This is a genomic window from Rothia mucilaginosa (assembly GCF_001548235.1).
Classification (GTDB): domain Bacteria; phylum Actinomycetota; class Actinomycetes; order Actinomycetales; family Micrococcaceae; genus Rothia; species Rothia mucilaginosa_B.
The window spans coordinates 950,791-968,542 of record NZ_AP014938.1; the positions used below are offsets into that span (position 1 = coordinate 950,791).

At 58.2% G+C, this 17,752-nt stretch carries 11 protein-coding genes; 9 read left to right on the top strand and 2 right to left on the bottom strand.

Annotated features, from left to right (window positions below):
• Positions 1-174: 174 nt before the first annotated feature.
• Positions 175-1,740, bottom strand: coding sequence for an MFS transporter (locus RM6536_RS03585; protein WP_060824077.1), 1,566 nt, complete (start codon positions 1,738-1,740; stop codon positions 175-177).
• A 176-nt stretch (positions 1,741-1,916) separates the two neighbouring features.
• Here RM6536_RS03585 and RM6536_RS03590 point away from each other — a divergent pair, with 176 nt between their 5' ends.
• The 5 genes from RM6536_RS03590 (at position 1,917) to RM6536_RS03610 (ending at position 8,641) form a co-directional block, all read left to right on the top strand.
• Positions 1,917-2,495 (top strand): TetR/AcrR family transcriptional regulator, encoded by a 579-nt coding sequence (locus RM6536_RS03590; RefSeq protein WP_049350270.1) that lies wholly within the window; start codon positions 1,917-1,919, stop codon positions 2,493-2,495.
• Positions 2,496-2,632: 137 nt separating this feature from the next.
• Entirely contained in the window at positions 2,633-2,953 is a 321-nt protein-coding gene (locus tag RM6536_RS03595) for a putative quinol monooxygenase (protein ID WP_049350269.1), read from the top strand.
• Between the two features lie 262 nt (positions 2,954-3,215).
• Positions 3,216-4,028, top strand: a complete 813-nt coding sequence (locus RM6536_RS03600) for an NUDIX hydrolase (protein ID WP_060824078.1) — start codon at positions 3,216-3,218, stop codon at positions 4,026-4,028.
• Between the two features lie 521 nt (positions 4,029-4,549).
• On the top strand, positions 4,550-6,337 hold the full coding sequence (locus RM6536_RS03605) for an ABC-F family ATP-binding cassette domain-containing protein (protein ID WP_060824079.1): 1,788 nt from the start codon (positions 4,550-4,552) through the stop codon (positions 6,335-6,337).
• A 477-nt stretch (positions 6,338-6,814) separates the two neighbouring features.
• Positions 6,815-8,641, top strand: a complete 1,827-nt coding sequence (locus RM6536_RS03610; RefSeq protein ID WP_060824080.1) for an ATP-binding cassette domain-containing protein — start codon at positions 6,815-6,817, stop codon at positions 8,639-8,641.
• Between the two features lie 127 nt (positions 8,642-8,768).
• Here RM6536_RS03610 and RM6536_RS03615 read toward each other — a convergent pair whose 3' ends face one another.
• Positions 8,769-9,392, bottom strand: a complete 624-nt coding sequence (locus RM6536_RS03615; RefSeq protein ID WP_005507370.1) for a superoxide dismutase — start codon at positions 9,390-9,392, stop codon at positions 8,769-8,771.
• A gap of 1,510 nt (positions 9,393-10,902) precedes the next feature.
• Here RM6536_RS03615 and RM6536_RS03620 point away from each other — a divergent pair.
• The 4 genes from RM6536_RS03620 to lysX all read left to right on the top strand — a co-directional run bounded on the left by RM6536_RS03620 (position 10,903) and on the right by lysX (position 17,501).
• Positions 10,903-11,454, top strand: a complete 552-nt coding sequence (locus RM6536_RS03620; RefSeq protein WP_060824081.1) for a MarR family winged helix-turn-helix transcriptional regulator — start codon at positions 10,903-10,905, stop codon at positions 11,452-11,454.
• Between the two features lie 521 nt (positions 11,455-11,975).
• Positions 11,976-12,500: a ferritin gene (locus RM6536_RS03625; RefSeq protein ID WP_005507373.1), complete on the top strand. Its 525-nt coding sequence runs from the start codon at positions 11,976-11,978 to the stop codon at positions 12,498-12,500.
• Between the two features lie 245 nt (positions 12,501-12,745).
• Positions 12,746-14,098, top strand: a complete 1,353-nt coding sequence (nhaA, locus tag RM6536_RS03630; protein WP_060824082.1) for a Na+/H+ antiporter NhaA — start codon at positions 12,746-12,748, stop codon at positions 14,096-14,098.
• Positions 14,099-14,150: 52 nt separating this feature from the next.
• Positions 14,151-17,501 (top strand): bifunctional lysylphosphatidylglycerol synthetase/lysine--tRNA ligase LysX, encoded by a 3,351-nt coding sequence (gene lysX, locus RM6536_RS03635; protein WP_081094647.1) that lies wholly within the window; start codon positions 14,151-14,153, stop codon positions 17,499-17,501.
• The last annotated feature ends 251 nt before the right edge of the window (positions 17,502-17,752 follow it).

Consider the following 17,752-nt stretch of genomic DNA (forward strand, 5'->3'; position numbering starts at 1 on the left):
TGTGTGGAGCCGCTGGTTCCTCTGCGGTCGGGGCTGATGCCCGCTGTTTTACCGTACCACCGGCACCTGTGCTGAACCTTTAAATGCGCAGGTGGGTGCGTAAAAATAGCCCCGCCTCCCGATGCTTAAGAGCAACGGCAGGCGGGGCTTATCTATGAGGTTTAGTGCGCTGTATTAGTGTTCAGCAGGCTTCATTTCGCGAGGAGCCTTGCGGATCATGAGGTAGCTGATAACAGCCATAACACCCATGAGCACGGCACTGAATGCGGAGCTCAGCACCACGCCGGAGTCAAAGGCGGCGAATGCGGAAGAGAGCAGCTGGTTTGCCTGCTCACCACCCACATGGCTGGCAACCGACACGGCACCGCCGAGGGTTTCCTGGGCATGGTCGGCGAGGGTTTCATCCAGGCCGGAGGGCACGACCACGTTCGCACGGTAGACGGAGGTGAGAATACCGCCCATGATGACGGTACCGAGCACCGTACCCATCTCGTAGGAGGTCTCAGAAATTGCGGATGCGGCACCCGCCTTACGCGGCGGCACGCTGGAGAGCATCAGGTCGTTCGAGATGGTCTGGGAAATACCGATACCGGTACCGAGCACGATGAAGATGAGGATAATGACCACGTCCTGATGCGCACCCAGGAAGGCGAGCACCGCGAACGCGGCAGCGTTGAGCGCCAGACCGAACGCCACGATCTGTGCGGGGTGGAATCGGCTTGCCACGCGGGCAATGGTCAGGCCGGCAATCATGGTCGCGACGGTGCCGGGAACCAGCAGCATACCGGCGTACATGGGTGCCAGGCCGGAGACCAGCTGCAGGTGCTGGGAAGCGAAGTAGATGAATCCGACGGCCACCATCATGGAGATCATATTTGCCGCAATTGCGCCGGTGAAGACGGGGTTGCGGAAGAGACGCACGTCCAGCATGGGCTGAATATCGTTCTTCTCGCGGTTGAGCTGGCGTAGCACGAACAGAACGATGAAGACCAGACCGCCGAGGATGGTGCTGATAGCCACCGCATCAAAGCCGTTCTCGGAGGTGTGGGTCAGACCGTAGGTAATGCCGGTCATGCCGACCATAATCAGCAGGATGCTCAGCGGATCCACCGGGCTGGGGTTCGGGTCCTTCGATTCGGGCACCGTCATGGGGGCAAGGATCAGGAAGGGCACCAGGATCGGCAGCGCCATGAGGAAGACGGAGCCCCAGTAGAAGTGCTCGAGCAGGAAGCCACCCACGATCGGACCCAGCGCGGCACCGGCGGAGAAGCCGGTTGCCCACACGGCGATGGCGATGCGACGCTCGTTCGCATCCGCAAAGACGTTACGGATAATCGACAGGGTCGCCGGCATGAGCATGGCACCAAAAATACCGAGCAGGGCTCGAGCTACCACGAGCAGCAGCGCCGAGGGCGTAAACGCCGCGAGAGCGGAGATAACCGCGAAGCCGGTCGAGCCGATGAGCAGCAGCTTGCGGCGACCGATACGGTCGCCGATAGCGCCCATGGGCACGAGCAGTGCGGCAAGGACCAGAGAGTAGGAGTCAACAATCCACAGCTGTTCAGCGGAGGAGGGGCTCAGCGCCTCAGCGATAGCGGGCACCGCGAAGGCAAGCACGGTGTTGTCAATGGAGACCAGGAGCACCGGCAGCATGAGGACGGCGAGCGCGGTCCAGCGCTTAGCCTTCTGCTCGGGGGCATGGATGGGCAGAGCCGTGGTCTGCGGGTTGTGATTCGTCATGGGTTGTTTTCGTGCGTCTTTTGGGTTTCGGCTGATGTGGCGGACGCGGGCGCGGCATCAGCTCGGCCTGTCTTTTTTGGGGTGGTCCGGGACGGTGTGCTCCCGGCGCGGCCCAACAGGCGAAGATTAACTATACCAACTGGACGGTATAGTTTCAAGCGGTTAGACTGGTACCCATGAGCACTCCCAACCACCGCAAACAACGAGCCAATAACTCTAGCGAGCACATCCTCGACACCTACGTCGACCTGCTGATTCACACCGGAGAACGCGCCGCAACCCTCGACGCCGTCGCCACCGCCGCCAAGGTGTCCAAGGGCGGGCTGCTCTACCATTTCTCCTCCAAGAAGGCGCTCCTCGAGGCACTCGCCGAACGCACCGTCACCCTGGCGGAAGAAGACTTTGAGACCATGGCGCAGGCACCCGAAGGGGCAAGCGCCTACTACATCAACTCCTCCATTCCGAGTGACACCCCCTTCGACCGGGCCCTCATTGCCCTCAGCCGCCTGGCACAGAATAACAACGAGCTCGCCCAGCAAACCCTAGCCCGCGTGCAGGAGGGCTGGCACTCGCTCATTCTTGCCGAGCTCGGTGACGAACGCATCGCCCGCGCCGTGCTGCTTCTGGGTGACGGAATGTACTACAACGCGGCACTCGGAGGCGACTCCGCCAGCCCGCAGAGGGCCGCAGCCATCGCGGCAGACCGTGCGGCACTCGAACGCGCCCTGCAGGTTCTCAAGGCGGCGGCTCGTTAAACCACAAAAGCCACTCTATACAGCGGTTAAAGCCACAAGCTAAAACCGCTGCCTCACACCCTATTCTTCAGCGCCACCGAGCACCCGGGGCTTAAACTGGAAGGGCACGTATCTACTCTTCAACCTAAGGAGTTCCGATGATTTTCATTGCTGTAAAGTTCCCCGTCAAGCCCGAATACGCCGACCAGTGGATTGAGAAGACCCGCGCTTTCACCGAGGCAACCCGCGCCGAGGAGGGCAACAAGTTCTTCGAGTGGTCCCGCAGCGTTGAGGACCCGAACGAGTTCGTTCTGCTCGAGGCTTTCAACGACGACGCAGCTGGCCCGCACGTGAACTCTGACCACTTCCAGCAGGCTATGAAGGACATGCGTCCGATGCTGACCGCAACCCCGAAGATTATTTCTCGCCTGATTGACGGCGAGGACTGGGACGCTATGGGCGAGCTGCAGATCGACTAGTCTGCACCCCTACTCTGCATCTAAAACTGCATAGTTAGACACTGCATAGTTAGACTCTAGAGCGCCCCTCCGCATTGTTCTATTGGACATGCCGGAGGGGCGCTTTGATGTGTCCGGTACCTGAACTTTTTCCCCTTGACACGACGCGGATGGTACCGGTTTTCGGGTCAGCGGGTGCCTTGCGTGCATTTTTACCCTATTAACCCCTTAAAATGGGTAGAGTATGCACACCTATCGATACCCATTCGCACAGGAGGCCTGAATGAGCATCGCATCCCAGCCTCTTCCCGGCGCAGTCGCCACTGAAGAGCACAACGACGTGGACCACACCTCTGTATCTCTCGCTGTCTCAACCGTGATTCTAGCTTTGCGCCCCAAGGACAACGAAACCCACCCGACCCTGTGGCTGCCGCTGGTTCGCCGCCTCCGCGAGCCTTATAAGGGCCAGTGGGCGCTTCCTGGCGGTCCGCTCAACCCGAATCTTTCCCTCGAAGAGGCAGCCGCTTCGACCCTGAAGCGCGCAACTAACCTGCAGCCCGGCTACCTGGAGCAGCTCTACGCATTCGGTGACGTTCTGCGCACCCCCGAGGCGCGCGCCGCCCGCGTTGTGGGCGAGCCCGACCCGGCACCCGGCACTGATCACGAGCGCGTGGTTTCCGTGGTGTACTGGGCGTCGATTCCCGCCACCGAGGTCGCGAACACTCGCGTGCACGAGAACATCCGCTGGTTCCCGGTGGATGAGCTGCCCGAGCTCGCCTTCGACCACAACGAAATCATTGAGTACGCGCTCTACCGTCTGCAGAACAAGGTCGAGTACTCGCGTATTGCGCACTCTTTCTTGGGCGAGGAGTTCACCCTGGCGCAGCTGCGTGAGGTGTACGAGGCGATTCTGGGTCGCACCCTGGATCCGGCGAACTTCCGCCGCCAGATTGCGGCGTCGAAGTCGATTATTGACACCGGCCGCCGCGTGGAGGGCACCCGTCACCGCCCGCCGCGCCTGTACCGTTACAACGACGCTCAGGCGTACGCGGATGCGGGCCCGCTGGGCATGTACCGCGAGCGCCACGAGGCGTAATAGCCTTTCGCGCGTTGTACGCGCGCAGATTTAATGCCTAAAAGGAGGGGCGGCACCGAGTGGTGTCGCCCCTCCTTTTGTGTCTTCTGGGATTACATCACCGGTTGCATCGCCCCTTGTCGGCGGGTTTTGCGTGGGGGTGCTTGACTCAGCACCCGTGCGCTTCCTATGCTGGAGACCTCAGCTCTTTATCCGTGTTGCCCCACCGTGGGGCAACCTAAGAGGCTGAACGCAATGTTTGACCGAAGCCACCCAAGGCACGACCGGGGTGGTATTCGGAATCTAGGAGGCATCAAAGAAATGACCCACCGAGCATAAGCCCGGACCTCACAGAATTTTTCGCGCGCTCACGCAGCAGGTTTATAGGCACAGCCATATAGTCGCTTTATCCTGCGTATTTCTGTCAGCGCGCACGCACCCGGGCACAGGTACATCCACCGTTACGCTCGGGTTTTTTCATGCCTTCACGCCTTCATGTGCGCTGGCAGGAATCCGAGCACCTACTCGAAGGAACTCGGCCCATGTCACGTCACATTACACTCGACCATATTTCGTACGCACATCCGGGTGAGCCCCCGCTTTTCACCGACCTTTCCGCGGTATTTTCTGCGCCACTCACCGGGCTTATCGGCGATAACGGCGCCGGAAAAACTACCCTCTTCAGACTTATTCTTGGCGACATAAACCCTAGTCAAGGGATAATCAGCACCCCACCGCGCATAGCGTACCTACCGCAAGATTTAGGGTTGAGTGGGCATCAGCATCTTGCTGATATTTTTGGAATTACAAAAATACTGCAGGCGCTTGATGCACTGGAATCGGGCGACTATTCCCCCTGCCTTTACGACACCATAGGCGACGCCTGGGATATTGAAGAACGTACCCTCGCAGCCCTTGCCGAACATGGTTTTGGTCCTGCCCTCACTACGACCGATACACAGGCCCGTCGCAACCTTCTGATGCGTCCTCTTAGCACCTTTTCAGGTGGTCAGACGGTCACAGCCGCACTCACCGCGCTTCTATATTCAAACCCCGAGTTCATTCTGCTGGATGAGCCCACAAATAATCTGGATTCTTCGGCGAAGAATCGGCTTTATACGGCTCTTGAAACCCTCACCTGCCCGGCACTCATCATTAGCCACGACCGCGATCTGCTGGAGCACGTGAACGTGATTGCCGAGCTTCACGCCGACCGCCAGGGGCTGGCGCATCTGCGCCTCTTCGAGGGTAACTACAGCACATACCGGCAGGCACTGGACACCGAGCAGCAGGCGGCTCAGCGTCGCGTGACCGAGGCGAAGAATGAGGCGCGTAAGGCTGTGCGTGAGCGCACCGAGAACCAGATTAAGCTCGATCGCAACGCCCGCCGAGGCCGCGAATTTGAACGGTCAAAGCGGAAACCTGGCATGGCTATGGGCCTGGATAAAAACAGTTCAGAGCGCTCTGCCGGGAAACTTCACACAGCCCACGAAAGCATGGTGGCGGATGCACGTGCAGCAGTTGGAGAAGCCCAAGAGAACCTGCGCGTGCAGGAGCGTATCTATCTGGAACTTGTTCAGGATGCGCTCCCATTGGGGCGGAAAGTACTGGAATTACATCGGGTGAAGAACAACTCTTGCGCATCTACACCACAGAGCACCGACCTTAAGAATGCATACACCCAAAACACCGTTTCACGTGAAACACAACCTTATAAAGTTGATTATCTGCTTCAAATCCAAGATTTTCCCGAGGTTCTTATCCTGACCGGACCCGAACACCTGCACATCACGGGCGCAAACGGCAGTGGCAAGACTGTGCTTCTCAATGCGATAGCGCACGCGAATGACCCTGATTACCGTTCCCCAGTGCCGCCTGCATACCAAGTGCTCTACCGCCTGGACAACACCGCATACCTGCCGCAGCGCATCATCCTCGACCCGGAGCTCACCCTCCTTGAAACCGTACAGAGGGCGAATCCCGGTGCGAGCGAACAGCATCTGCGTGACCAGCTGGCGCGCCTGCTCTTCCGTCGCGAAAGCGTACATCAGCGCATTGGGGATTTATCCGGAGGTGAGCGCTTCCGTGTCGCGGTGGCGCAGGTACTTCTGGCCAACCCGGTGCCGCAGCTACTCATATTGGATGAGCCGACGAATAACCTCGATATTTCCTCGGTGGATTGGCTGGTGCAGGCGCTCGAAGCATACACCGGCGCGCTCATTGTGGTGAGCCATGATGAGGACTTCTGCCGCCGCATCCGCATTGACCGCACACTCAACCTTTCAACAAAAACTCTCGGGAAGGAACCATTCAGGGAATCAGCACGCTGAATCTTCTCCTACAGGGGAGGGTGTTTGACTCAGCGCCCAGTCAGTTCCTATGCTGGAGTCCTCAGCTCTCTTCCGACGCCGCCCCATCGTGGGGGTAGTTACGGAGCTGAACGTATCGTTTGACCGAAGCCACCCAAGGCGCGACCGGGGCGGTATTCGGAATCTAGGAGGCATCAAAGAAATGACCCACCGAGCATAAGCCCGGACTCAGAAGAATTTTTCGCGTGCTCACGCAGCTTTTTGCACAGACACATTCTCCCTGCGCACTTCCATTTTTCTGCGTGTCTCCATCAGCGCGCACGCACCCGGGCACAGGTACATCCACCGTTACGCTCGGGTTTTTTCGCGCTCTTTTTGGGGCGATCCTCTTACCGCCACGCGCTCAGCATAGGCACCCCCAAACCGCCGGCACACTACTGCAACGCACCACCGTCGGAGTTTGAGAGCACCCGAGCATCCATACCTCAAGGAGCTCGTATGACACACGTACTTCAGCCGCAGGCGACCTTTCCCCGTTCCGCTTCTTCCCGCGATGCCCGCTCGCACGCCACTTCCCACGCGGCGGCGCACATTAGTATCGCTCATCTGCACTTTGCGCACCCGAGCCAGCCTCCGCTTTTTGCGAACCTTTCGGCGGTATTTTCGGCGTCTCTAACCGGCCTTATTGGCGATAATGGTTGCGGAAAAACAACCCTCATGAGGTTGATTTTGGGCGATTTGACCCCGAGTTCCGGTTCTTTGGCGGCGCCGGAACACATGGCGTATCTACCTCAAGATTTGGGCCTGGACCGGGAGCAGACCCTCGCCGAGCTCTGCGGAATCTCCGAGATTCTGCGGGCGCTACAGGCGGTGGAATCCGGCGAGTACTCCCCCGAACTCTATGAGACCATCGGGGATAACTGGGACGTTGAGGAGCGCACCCTGGCGGCTCTTGCGACCTACGGTTTCACCCCGGCGGCACTGATTGATCGAGACAACCCGGAGGCGATTCGGGCACTCTTTGCCCGCAGCATGCGCAGCTTCTCCGGTGGCGAAGCGGTTATTGCTGCACTTGCCTCGCTGATGATTTCTGACCCCGAGTTCATTCTGCTCGACGAGCCGACGAACAACCTGGACTCCGCGGCGAAGGCTCAGCTCTTCGCCGCGTTGGAGGCGCTACCCTGCCCGGCGCTCATCATTAGCCACGACCGCGATCTGCTGGAGCGTGTGAACGTGATTGCCGAGCTTCACGCCGACCGCCAGGGGCTGGCTCACCTGCGCCTCTTCGAGGGTAACTACAGCACCTACCGGCAGGCGCTGGACACCGAACAGCAGGCGGCTCAGCGTCGCGTGAGTGAGGCGAAGAACCGGGTGCGTTCGGCGCATCGTGAGTGGGTGCAGGCGCAGGAGATTATCTCGAAGAACATGGCACAGGTCTGGAAGGACGACCAGCCGGACACGATTCTCGACCTCGCCAAGGACGCCTCACGTCAGGCGGCGGCAAAGCTTCGAGTTCTGCGCATCGGCAAGCAGGAGCAGGCTCAGGAGGAATACCAGAACGCCCAGGATGAGGTGCGCGTGCAGGAGAAAATCTATGCCGAGCTGAGCCAGCAGCCCCTACCCGCGGGGCGCAAGGTACTGGAGCTGCACAGGGTTGATTCTCGTGGGACTAACCCTCAGCAGGTTTCACGTGAAACATTTACCACTCAGCAACCCACTAAGGTTGATTCTCTGCATTTTTCACCCGTTGAGGCAGATGGCGAGAGCCGGCAGGGAACCCCTGCGGAGCACCCCGAACACCTGATTCTCAGCGGCCCCGAGCATCTGCGCATCACCGGTGCGAACGGCAGCGGCAAGACCACCCTCCTTGAGGCAATTGCCCACGCAAAAGACCCGGAGTACCGCTCCCCCGTGCAGCCCGCCTACCGGGTCGACTATTGCCTCGAGGGGGCCTACATTCCCCAGCGCATCACCCTCGACCCGCAGCTCACCCTCCTGCAGAGCGTGCAGCGGACTAACCCCGGCGTGAGCGAGCAGCATCTGCGTGACCAGTTGGCGCGCCTGCTTTTCCGCCGTGAGAGCGTGCACCATAAGACCGGTGAGCTCTCCGGCGGTGAGCGTTTCCGCGCAGCGGTGGCGCAGGTGCTTCTGGCAGATCCGGTGCCGCAGCTACTCATGCTGGATGAGCCGACGAATAACCTCGATATTTCTTCGGTGGATTGGCTGGTGCAGGCGCTCGAAGCCTACACCGGTGCGCTTATCGTGGTGAGCCATGATGAGGATTTCTGCCGCCGCATCCGCATTGACCGCACGCTGGCGCTCTAGGGTTCCACCCCCGGAGCAACATCTGAATACAACAAACGAGTGCCCGGCACCTCCGAATATGGAGGCGCCGGGCACCCGTTTCAGTTACCTCACCGCGGCCACTTCACCGCGCTGACGAAAATCTAGATTAGAGGACCAGGCCCTTGGTCTGGGACACTGCGCGCTCGAAGCGAGCCTGAACGTCAGCCCAGTTCACAATGTTCCAGAATGCCTTGACGTACTCGCCCTTGACGTTCTGGTAGTCCAGGTAGAATGCGTGCTCCCACATGTCCAGCTGCAGAACGGGGATCAGCGCAACGGAGATGTTGCCCTGCTGGTCGTAAAGCTGCTCGATGATGAGGCGCTTGCCAACGGTGTCCCATGCGAGGATTGCCCAGCCGGAGCCCTGAATGGTCAGTGCAACATTGGTGAAGTGCTCACGGAACTTGTCGAAGGAGCCGAAGAACTCGTCGATTGCTGCTGCCAGCTCGCCGGTGGGCTTGTCGCCACCCTCGGGGGACAGGTTGTTCCAGAAGATGGAGTGGTTGGTGTGGCCACCCAGGTTGAACGCCAGGTCCTTGGAGAGCTTGGAGACGTTGCCGTATGCACCGTTCTCGCGTGCCTCTTCAAGCTGCTCGAGAGCTGCGTTAGCGCCTGCAACGTATGCTGCGTGGTGCTTGTCGTGGTGCAGCTCCATGATCTTTGCGGAGATGTGGGGCTCGAGCGCCGCGTAGTCGTAGGGGAGCTCGGGGAGGGTGTACTTTTCAGCCATGATGATGCCTTTCATTAGAAAACTTGGCTTGTATTAAAGATTACCAGCGTAGCGTTTACTTTACTTTTCATGAGTTGGGGAGCGTCACATTTATGTAAGACCTCGCTCGAACCTGTGGATTTTAGGCAAAGACTTTTCCCCACACCTGTGGATAACCCTGTGTATCAACAGGATTTTCAGGTTTGGCACCCTATTCTGCCTTGAAATACCGGGGTATGCACTCATATGAATAACAGTGCTGTAAGTTCTCCACACTGTGGATAACTACTGTGGATAACATCCTATTTTGGGGATGCGCGGGGGATAAACTGCAGAATTTTCGCCCTCATTCGAGGCGTTTTTCCTTCTACTAGCCAAAATATTGAGTGCCAACAGAGCCGCCGAGCGATCTTACGCGCCTCCTTACGCCGGAGGCGGTGGATTAAGTGCACAGGGTTATCCACAGCTGTGGAAATTTTCGGGTTCCGCGGATTTAAAGATAAAAAGGTCTTCTGTTTAAGAACTTACCCTCGGTTTTAATGGTCGTGAAAGCCTGTAATTACAAGAATTTTTCTGTAGCACTCTTAAATTAAACCTGGGGAGGACCTCGATTCTGCTCTGCCAAATCACATGCGTGTAAGTTCTCCACACTGTGGATAACCCCTGTGGATAACACTTCTGACGCGATACGGCGCAACAATACCGCGGACACACGGCACCACCACACAACACAAACCACACCGTGCAGCTACACCCCACAGCTACACAGGGCAGATACACAGCACAGGTGTTTACGCTTCCTCCCCCGACTCTGCCCCGGCTCGTACAGCGCTCTTGCGGCGCCGATATGAAGGCAAAGAAAAAGAGCACCCGACCATTGGATGCTCTTAGAGTGAGTTGATAGAAATTTGAGTTAAAAAGATACGGTACGGAATGCAGCCCAACCACGAACTGCACCCGCACCGCACATCCGTCGGTAGAAATACGAGTTACTCGTACACCGACGACAATCACCGATAAATAGAGAGTCGAACCTATCGAAGCGAGCTTCCGGTCTCGCCTCGGAGGCTTCCTTCGACCCCGTTATGTAATTAGTGTACACGGTTTCATTACGGTTGCAAAGCCAAAACCAAGATTTTTTTAAAAATTTTGTTATCGTTTCGTTATTTTTCACCCTTGGCAAGCTCTTTACACTCCCTAGAATTTTCACTCAACCCCCTAAAAACCTTGATATTCCGCGGAAGTTAGCATTATGCACGGAAGTGCTTCTTGGTACGGTCTTGTCTATACTTGTACCGGAAATCTTTTTGAATATGTCGTATTTCACTTGCTTACCCCGGGTATTTGCAGTCACTGCGTGCAAAAAGATACCCCTGGCGCCCCTCAAAAAATTAGCACCAAAGTGTCAAGCATTACTTGACCGTACCAATTTTGAGTCACCTAGTCAGACCTTTCGCTACAATGGGTGCCAACACGCCACTTCTCTCTTTAATAAGAGAGCTCCATATCCGATAAAAGAGGAATCAATCCCGTGTCCACACCAACCACGTCTGCGCAGCGGTCTGACAATACCGCACACAGCGAATCCATCCAGTGGCTCTCCCAGCAAGAGCGAGAAGGCTGGCTCTTTATCAGCTCCATCATCTTCAGCCTCACCCGCAAACTGGAAAACCAGCTGCAGAGCGAAGCTGGCATTAGTTTTGTCGAATACATGGTGCTCGCGATGCTCTCCGAGTCCAAGGATCATTCCCTCACCATGACCGAGCTGGCAATTACTACCAACACCCTCCCGGCACGCCTCTCCCGCGTTGTAGCACGCCTGGAGAAGGATGGATACGTCCGCCGCTCCCTCAGTGTAGAAGACCGCCGCGTCAGCATCTGCCATTTGCTCCCCGCAGGCGAGCAGAAGGTGCAGGAGGTCGCACCCGGCCACGTGAGCGAAGTACGCCGCCAGATTTTCGACCACCTGACCACCGAACAGGTTGAGCATCTCGCAGAAATCGGCGAGGCAGTCCTCGGCAACACCCCCTCAAACGTCATCTCGATTGATGCACTGCAGCGTGGGGACTACCCCACACAATAACCTCCTCCGCCTTCGGGCGAGAGTTGAGAGAACCAGAGATAAGGCACATTCCCCACCGGGAACGTGCCTTATCTCTTTAATAGATTTCTTAAATAGGCTCTTGCAGTCGCGAGCACTGCGGTACGCATGAACCTTAAAACCGCCTAAAGTTGCCCCGGGCATCGATACATGCGAAGAATTTTAAAAAATTTTTGCGGTATCACGTACCGCTTTGAAATGTCGGATGACCGGCTGTCGGGCGCCGGAGCATCATGCATGTACGCGGGATGTTGGGGTATCTAATGCCGCTTTAAACCGCGAAATCTCAAGGAAACGCACCCAATACCACTCAATCCAAAGAAAGTATTCAGGGCATCCACACTAAGGGTTGTGGTGACAATATGTCAGGGGTACCTTATCTGATTCACCGATTAGCCTTTTCTCTCTGTACATGACGCACCCTACCCCTTACGATAAATATCAACAGGTTGCACCGCGCCATCCCGGCACCTAAAAGCAACCACCATATAAGGAGAAACCATATGTCTAAGTCTTTCTACGACCTTCTGAACGAGCAGATTGGCCACGAATTCGCAGCATCTCACCAGTACCTGTCCATGGCTATCTGGCTCGACGGTGAGGACCTGCCCCAGCTGGCTAAGTTCTTCTACCAGCAGTCCCTCGAAGAGCGCGAGCACGCACTCATGATGGTTCAGTACAAGCTGGACCGCGGCCACAAGGTCGAGATCCCCGCTGTTCCCGCTGTGAAGAACGACTTCGCGAACGTTCAGGAAATCGTTGACATGTCCCTGGCACAGGAGAAGGTTGTCACCGGTCAGATCGAGGCTCTGTTCTCCGCAGCACGCGCTGAGAACTACGCACTGGGCGAGCAGTTCATCCTCTGGTTCCTGAAGGAACAGGTTGAGGAAGTTGCAACCATGGAGACCCTGGTGACCATCGTGAAGCGCGCAAACGGCAACCTCTTCGACCTGGAGAACTACGTTGCACGCGAGCTGGCACACGACCACGGCCAGGAGTCCGGCGCACCCGCTATCGCAGGCGCATAATCTCGCATTCGCACGACTAGAGCGCTAGTCAAACACGCAGAATACCTGCAGAAATACTAAAACGTTCCGCCCTCACCGCACCACGCGGCGAGGGCGGAACGTTTATGCATATACGCCATAAAAGCACACCGCGGTGCACCGTCCAGGAGCTAAAAGCCGCCAGCGGGTACTCGAATGCTCATACAGTGCAGAGTAAACTTAAAAGCCTTAGATGCCGCATAATATCGCGGCAGAAAGAGGAGAGAATGACTCACACCAACCCAGATACCCTCAGCCGCGGCTCATATAGCAACTCACGCCGCGTAGCCGACATTCTGCGTGCAGAATCAGTCGGCGGTACCGTACTTCTGATTGCGACGGTGCTGGCAGTAGTACTCGCCAACACCCCCGCCTCCACCTTCTACTTTGGTCTGCGAGACACCGTGGTCGGCCCGGTTATCCCCGGCTTCAACCACCTGCAGATGAGCATCGGAACCTGGGCGGCAGACGGTCTGCTCGTCGTTTTCTTCTTCCTCACCGGCCTGGAGCTGAAGAAGGAATTCGTGATTGGTGACCTCAAGTCGCCCTCCACCGCGATTGTGCCGATTGCGGCTGCCTTCGGTGGCGTGGCAGTCCCCGCGATTATCTACACGGCGCTGAACTTCACCAGCCCCACCGCTCTGCACGGCTGGGCGATCCCCACCGCAACCGATATCGCGTTCGCGGTGTCTGTTCTCGCCGCCGTGGGTACTTTCCTCCCCTCGGCGATGCGCGTCTTCCTGCTGACCCTGGCTGTGGTCGACGACCTGATCGCAATCTGCATTATCGCAATCTTCTACACCAATAACTTCCACGGCGAGTACCTGCTCTTCGCACTGATTCCGCTCGCACTTTTCGCGTTCATCGCCTACCGTGGCGAGACCATGCTGCATCTGAAGCCTCTCGCCGCATGGGTTCTGCTGTTGCCCCTGGGCATCATCACCTGGGCACTCTTCCTCGAGTCCGGCATTCACGCGACCATTTCCGGCGTGGTTCTGGGCTTCCTGGTGCCCGTGAAGATGTCCGCACGCTCCGAGGCAGCACACGCAGAACACGGTCTGGCAGAGGTGCTGGAGCATCGCTTCCGCCCCCTCTCCACGGGCATCTGCGTGCCCGTCTTCGCGTTCTTCAGCGCGGGTGTGGCCGTTGGCGGCTTTGAAGGCCTCGGACGCGCCCTCACCGACTCGGTGGCGGTCGGCATCATGGTTGCGCTGGTCGCCGGTAAAACCATCGGTATTTTCGGCACCACCTGGCTCGTGACTCGCTTCAAGAACGCTAACCTCGACCCGGACGTCGCCTGGATTGACGTGGTCGGCCTGGCTGCAACCGGCGGTATCGGCTTCACCGTGTCCCTACTGGTGGCTGAGCTGTCCTTCCCGCACGGCTCCCCGCACACCGAGGATGCAAAGATTGCGATTCTCTTCGGTTCCGTGCTCGCCGCGATTGTCGGTGCCATTATCCTTTCACGCCGTAACAAGCACTACCGTGCCCTGGCTGAGAAGGAAAGCGTGGACGCTGACGACAACGGCATCCCCGACGTCTTCGAGGGCACCTACCGTGACCCGAAGACTGAAGCCTAGCAAGAACTCCTAAGGTCTAGTACCTTCCCTACACCCCAATCCCCCACTGATAATGATGTCTCACCGCACTACCTCACGTCGCCGTACAGCACGAGCAGGGCAGGCGCCCGCACCTCCTTCAAGGTATGCAGAGATATCAGCACGCGTGGTGATTGGGGTGTATTCTTTTGCCGCGCTACTGACCACGTTCGCGTGGATTATTTCTCCTCTGCGGCACGGTCGCGGCTTCACTTGGTGGGAAGTCACCGCTGACCTGCTGAATATTCCCTCCACGCACACGCTACCCAGCGCCATTACGATGATTGTGCTTGTGTCCGGGCTGATTGTGCGCAAGCGTGCCGCTCTCATTGCAGCCATCGTTTTTCAGGTGCTTGGTGTGCTGATCGCCAGCCATAGCGCATTCACTCTGGTGTTCCCCGCGGGGATTATGCCGAAGGACCGTATTTTCTCCTCGACGGTCGATACGCTCTCCATCGTGTTTGCGTGTGCGCTGGTGCCTTTCCTTTTCTCAATTCGTTCGGCGTTCCCGGCGCGTATTGGTCGCCTCTCGTGGGTGGGTGCGGCGTTGACGGCTGTTGGCGGCATCCTGCTGACTACTCTGGTGCTCTGGTACCTCTGCCACATTGGTGTGTGGGAGCCGTTGCGTTCGGTGACCCCGTGGGAGTTGCTGATGCACGGCATGGGTATTGAGCGTACCCATCCTGGCGTGTGGTCTGCCGATGTGGTCGCTTTTTTGGCTTCTTTCGGTTACGGCGCCTCGCTGGTTGCGGCACTGTACCTGTTGGCGCGCGGTTACCGTGCCCCGGATGCGTGGACCGGCGAGAAGGAGCTGAAGATTCGCGCTCTGCTACAGCAGTACGGTGCCAATGATTCGCTCTCCTATTTTGCGACGCGTCGCGATAAGCAGGTGATTTTCTCTCCGGATCAGAAGGCGGCTATTACGTACCGTTCGGTGGGTTCGGTGTGTTTGGCGTCGAGCGACCCGGTGGGTGACCCTGATTCGTGGGATGCCGCCATTGAGCAGTGGATGCTGCAGGCGCGTAGCTATGGTTGGGTTCCTGCGGCGCTGAGCGTGAGTGAGGCGGGTGCGCGCGCCTACAACCGTGCGGGTCTGTCGATTATTCAGATGGGTGAGGAGGCTGTCCTTGAGGCGGACCGTTTCACGCTCAATGACACGTCGATGCTGCCGGTGCGGCAGGCGGTTCAGCGTGTGCGTCGCGGCGGGTACACGGCGCAGATGCATCGCTTTGCGGAGCTGGATGAGCAGCAGTGTCAGCAGGTTGCGGAGAATATTTCGGCGTGGCGTCATGGGCGTGTGGAGCGTGGCTTCTCGATGGCGCTGAATCGTGTGAATGATCCGGCGGATTCTTCGTCTGTTCTGGTGTCGGCTCATGATGAGGCTGGTCAGATGGTGGCTCTGCTGTCGTTCGTCCCGTGGGGTCCTACGGGGCTGTCTTTGGATGTTATGCGCCGCTCCCCTGAGGCACCTAATGGTGTGGTGGAGTTTATGGTGGCGTCGCTGATGGAGCAGGCGGCGTCTTTGGGTGTGCGTCGGGTGTCGCTGAATTTTGCGATGTTTGGCCATATTTTTGAGGCTGCTGATCAGGTGGGTGCGTCGGCGTGGAACCGTTTTGCTTCCCGCTCTTTGGGTGTGCTGGATCGTTTTCTGCAGTTGCGCCGCCTGTATCGTTTCAATCTGAAGTTTGCTCCGCTGTGGGTTCCTCGTTTTTTGGCGACGGAGCCGACGTTGGCGATGGCGAATGTAGTGGTTGCGTCGGGTATGGCGGAGGGCTTTTTACCGAATTTGTCGGCGCGTCGTTTGCAGGATCAGGAGCAGGTTCTTTCTGCAGATGAGCTGGAGGCTCTTCGCCAGATGCAGCTCGCTACTGTGGAAGAGCTTCCTGAGGTGTCGCGTAGCGATCAGACTCAGCACCGTCTGCGCCATTTGGATGCGCTGCGTGCGGCGGGCATGGAGCCGTATCCGCTGGGTGGTGAGAAGGGCGGTCATGACGTCTCTGTGCTGGGCGTGAAGGATGCCCTGCGTATATTCTCTTCTGAAAATATTCCAGATTCGGAATTCATGGTTTCGGGTCGTATTCGCGCGCTTCGCAACCATGGTGGAGTCCTCTTTGCAACTCTGATTGAAGGGGGTGAAACCCTGCAGGTCGTCATGGAACGCAGCCTGGTGGGCGAGCGCCCGCTGAGCCTCGCCTCCCGCAACCTGGATACTGGTGACATCATCACCGTGCAGGGCACCTACGGGGCGAGCCGTAACGGTACCCAATCGCTGATTGCCACCTCCTGGCACATGGCGTCGAAGAGCCTGCACCCCATCCCCTTCGACTCCTTTACTGACCCGGAGGCGCGTCTGCGTCGCCGTTCCACGGACCTGTTGGTGCATCCGGATCAGATGCAGAATCTGCGTCTGCGTACCGCGGTCATTAAGGCGCTGCGAGCCCGCCTGGATGCGGAGGGTTTCCTTGAGGTGGAGACCCCGATTCTGCATACGGTGCACGGTGGCGCGAGCGCGCGTCCGTTCCGCACGTATATCAATGCGTATGGTGAGGACCTAACGCTGCGTATTGCGCCAGAGCTGTACCTGAAGCGCCTGGTGGTGGGCGGTAGCGGTCCGGTGTATGAGCTGGGTCGTGATTTCCGCAATGAGGGTGCTGATGCGACCCATAACCCGGAGTTTACGGTGCTTGAGGCGTATCGTCCGTATGCGGATTATGTGCAGATGCGTGAGTTGACGGAGCGCCTGATTAAGGATGCCGCGCAGGCGATGTTTGGTTCGGTGTCTTTGCCGCTGGGCCATAAGGCGTCGAGTGAGCGCACGGTGTCTGATGTGTCGGGTCCGTGGCGTGTGGTGTCGGTGTGTGATGCCCTGTCGGAGGCGCTGGGTCGCCGCGTGGATGTGCAGACGGATTTTGAGGAGCTGCTGGCTCTGGCGCAGCAGCACGGTGTGCGTGTTCATAAGGGTATGGGCCCGGGGGCCATCGTTGAGGAGCTGTACGGTGAGCTGGTTGAGGCGCATACGGTGGAGCCGACGTTCTATACGGATTTCCCGGCGGAGACGAGTCCGCTTGCGGCGCCGCATCGTAGTGTTCCGGGTTTGGCAGAGCGCTGGGATTTGGTGATTAACGGCATGGAGATGGGCTGTGCGTATTCCGAGTTGGCGGATCCGCTGGTGCAGCGTGAGCGTCTGACGGAGCAGTCGTTGAAGGCGGCTTCGGGCGACCTGGAGGCGATGGAGGTGGATGAGGATTTCCTGTACGCCTTGGAGACGGGCATGCCGCCGACGGGTGGTTTGGGTCTGGGTGTGGACCGTTTGGTGATGCTGTTGACTCAGACGCAGATTCGTGGGGTGTTGTCGTTCCCGTTCGTGAAGCCTGAGCGTTCATAACCCAACCCGATACCCCCGCTATTCGCTATGCCCGGTGCGAGGTTTTGTGCCTTGTGCCGGGCTTCTCGCGCCCCGCCCCGCTAGTGTTGGTGGAACCCGTACGGGATCTTATATTTACTCTGCCCGTATATTAAGTATTCGTTACATTTTGCGTTGCGCCCCTTTTTAAATTGTCTAGCGGGGGTTGCACCCGACACAATGGGGTGACTAATCATACGGAGCATATACCCCTCCGTTACGCGGCGTGAGTC

What these genes read in the sequence shown, in the direction of transcription:
- RM6536_RS03585 (WP_060824077.1), bottom strand. Translation starts at nt 1,740, where the DNA reads ATGACGAATCACAACCCGCAGACCACGGCTCTGCCCATCCATGCCCCC.
- lysX (WP_081094647.1), top strand. Translation starts at nt 14,151, where the DNA reads ATGATGTCTCACCGCACTACCTCACGTCGCCGTACAGCACGAGCAGGG.
- RM6536_RS03600 (WP_060824078.1), top strand. Translation starts at nt 3,216, where the DNA reads ATGAGCATCGCATCCCAGCCTCTTCCCGGCGCAGTCGCCACTGAAGAG.
- RM6536_RS03610 (WP_060824080.1), top strand. Translation starts at nt 6,815, where the DNA reads ATGACACACGTACTTCAGCCGCAGGCGACCTTTCCCCGTTCCGCTTCT.
- RM6536_RS03590 (WP_049350270.1), top strand. Translation starts at nt 1,917, where the DNA reads ATGAGCACTCCCAACCACCGCAAACAACGAGCCAATAACTCTAGCGAG.
- nhaA (WP_060824082.1), top strand. Translation starts at nt 12,746, where the DNA reads ATGACTCACACCAACCCAGATACCCTCAGCCGCGGCTCATATAGCAAC.
- RM6536_RS03615 (WP_005507370.1), bottom strand. Translation starts at nt 9,392, where the DNA reads ATGGCTGAAAAGTACACCCTCCCCGAGCTCCCCTACGACTACGCGGCG.
- RM6536_RS03605 (WP_060824079.1), top strand. Translation starts at nt 4,550, where the DNA reads ATGTCACGTCACATTACACTCGACCATATTTCGTACGCACATCCGGGT.
- RM6536_RS03625 (WP_005507373.1), top strand. Translation starts at nt 11,976, where the DNA reads ATGTCTAAGTCTTTCTACGACCTTCTGAACGAGCAGATTGGCCACGAA.
- RM6536_RS03595 (WP_049350269.1), top strand. Translation starts at nt 2,633, where the DNA reads ATGATTTTCATTGCTGTAAAGTTCCCCGTCAAGCCCGAATACGCCGAC.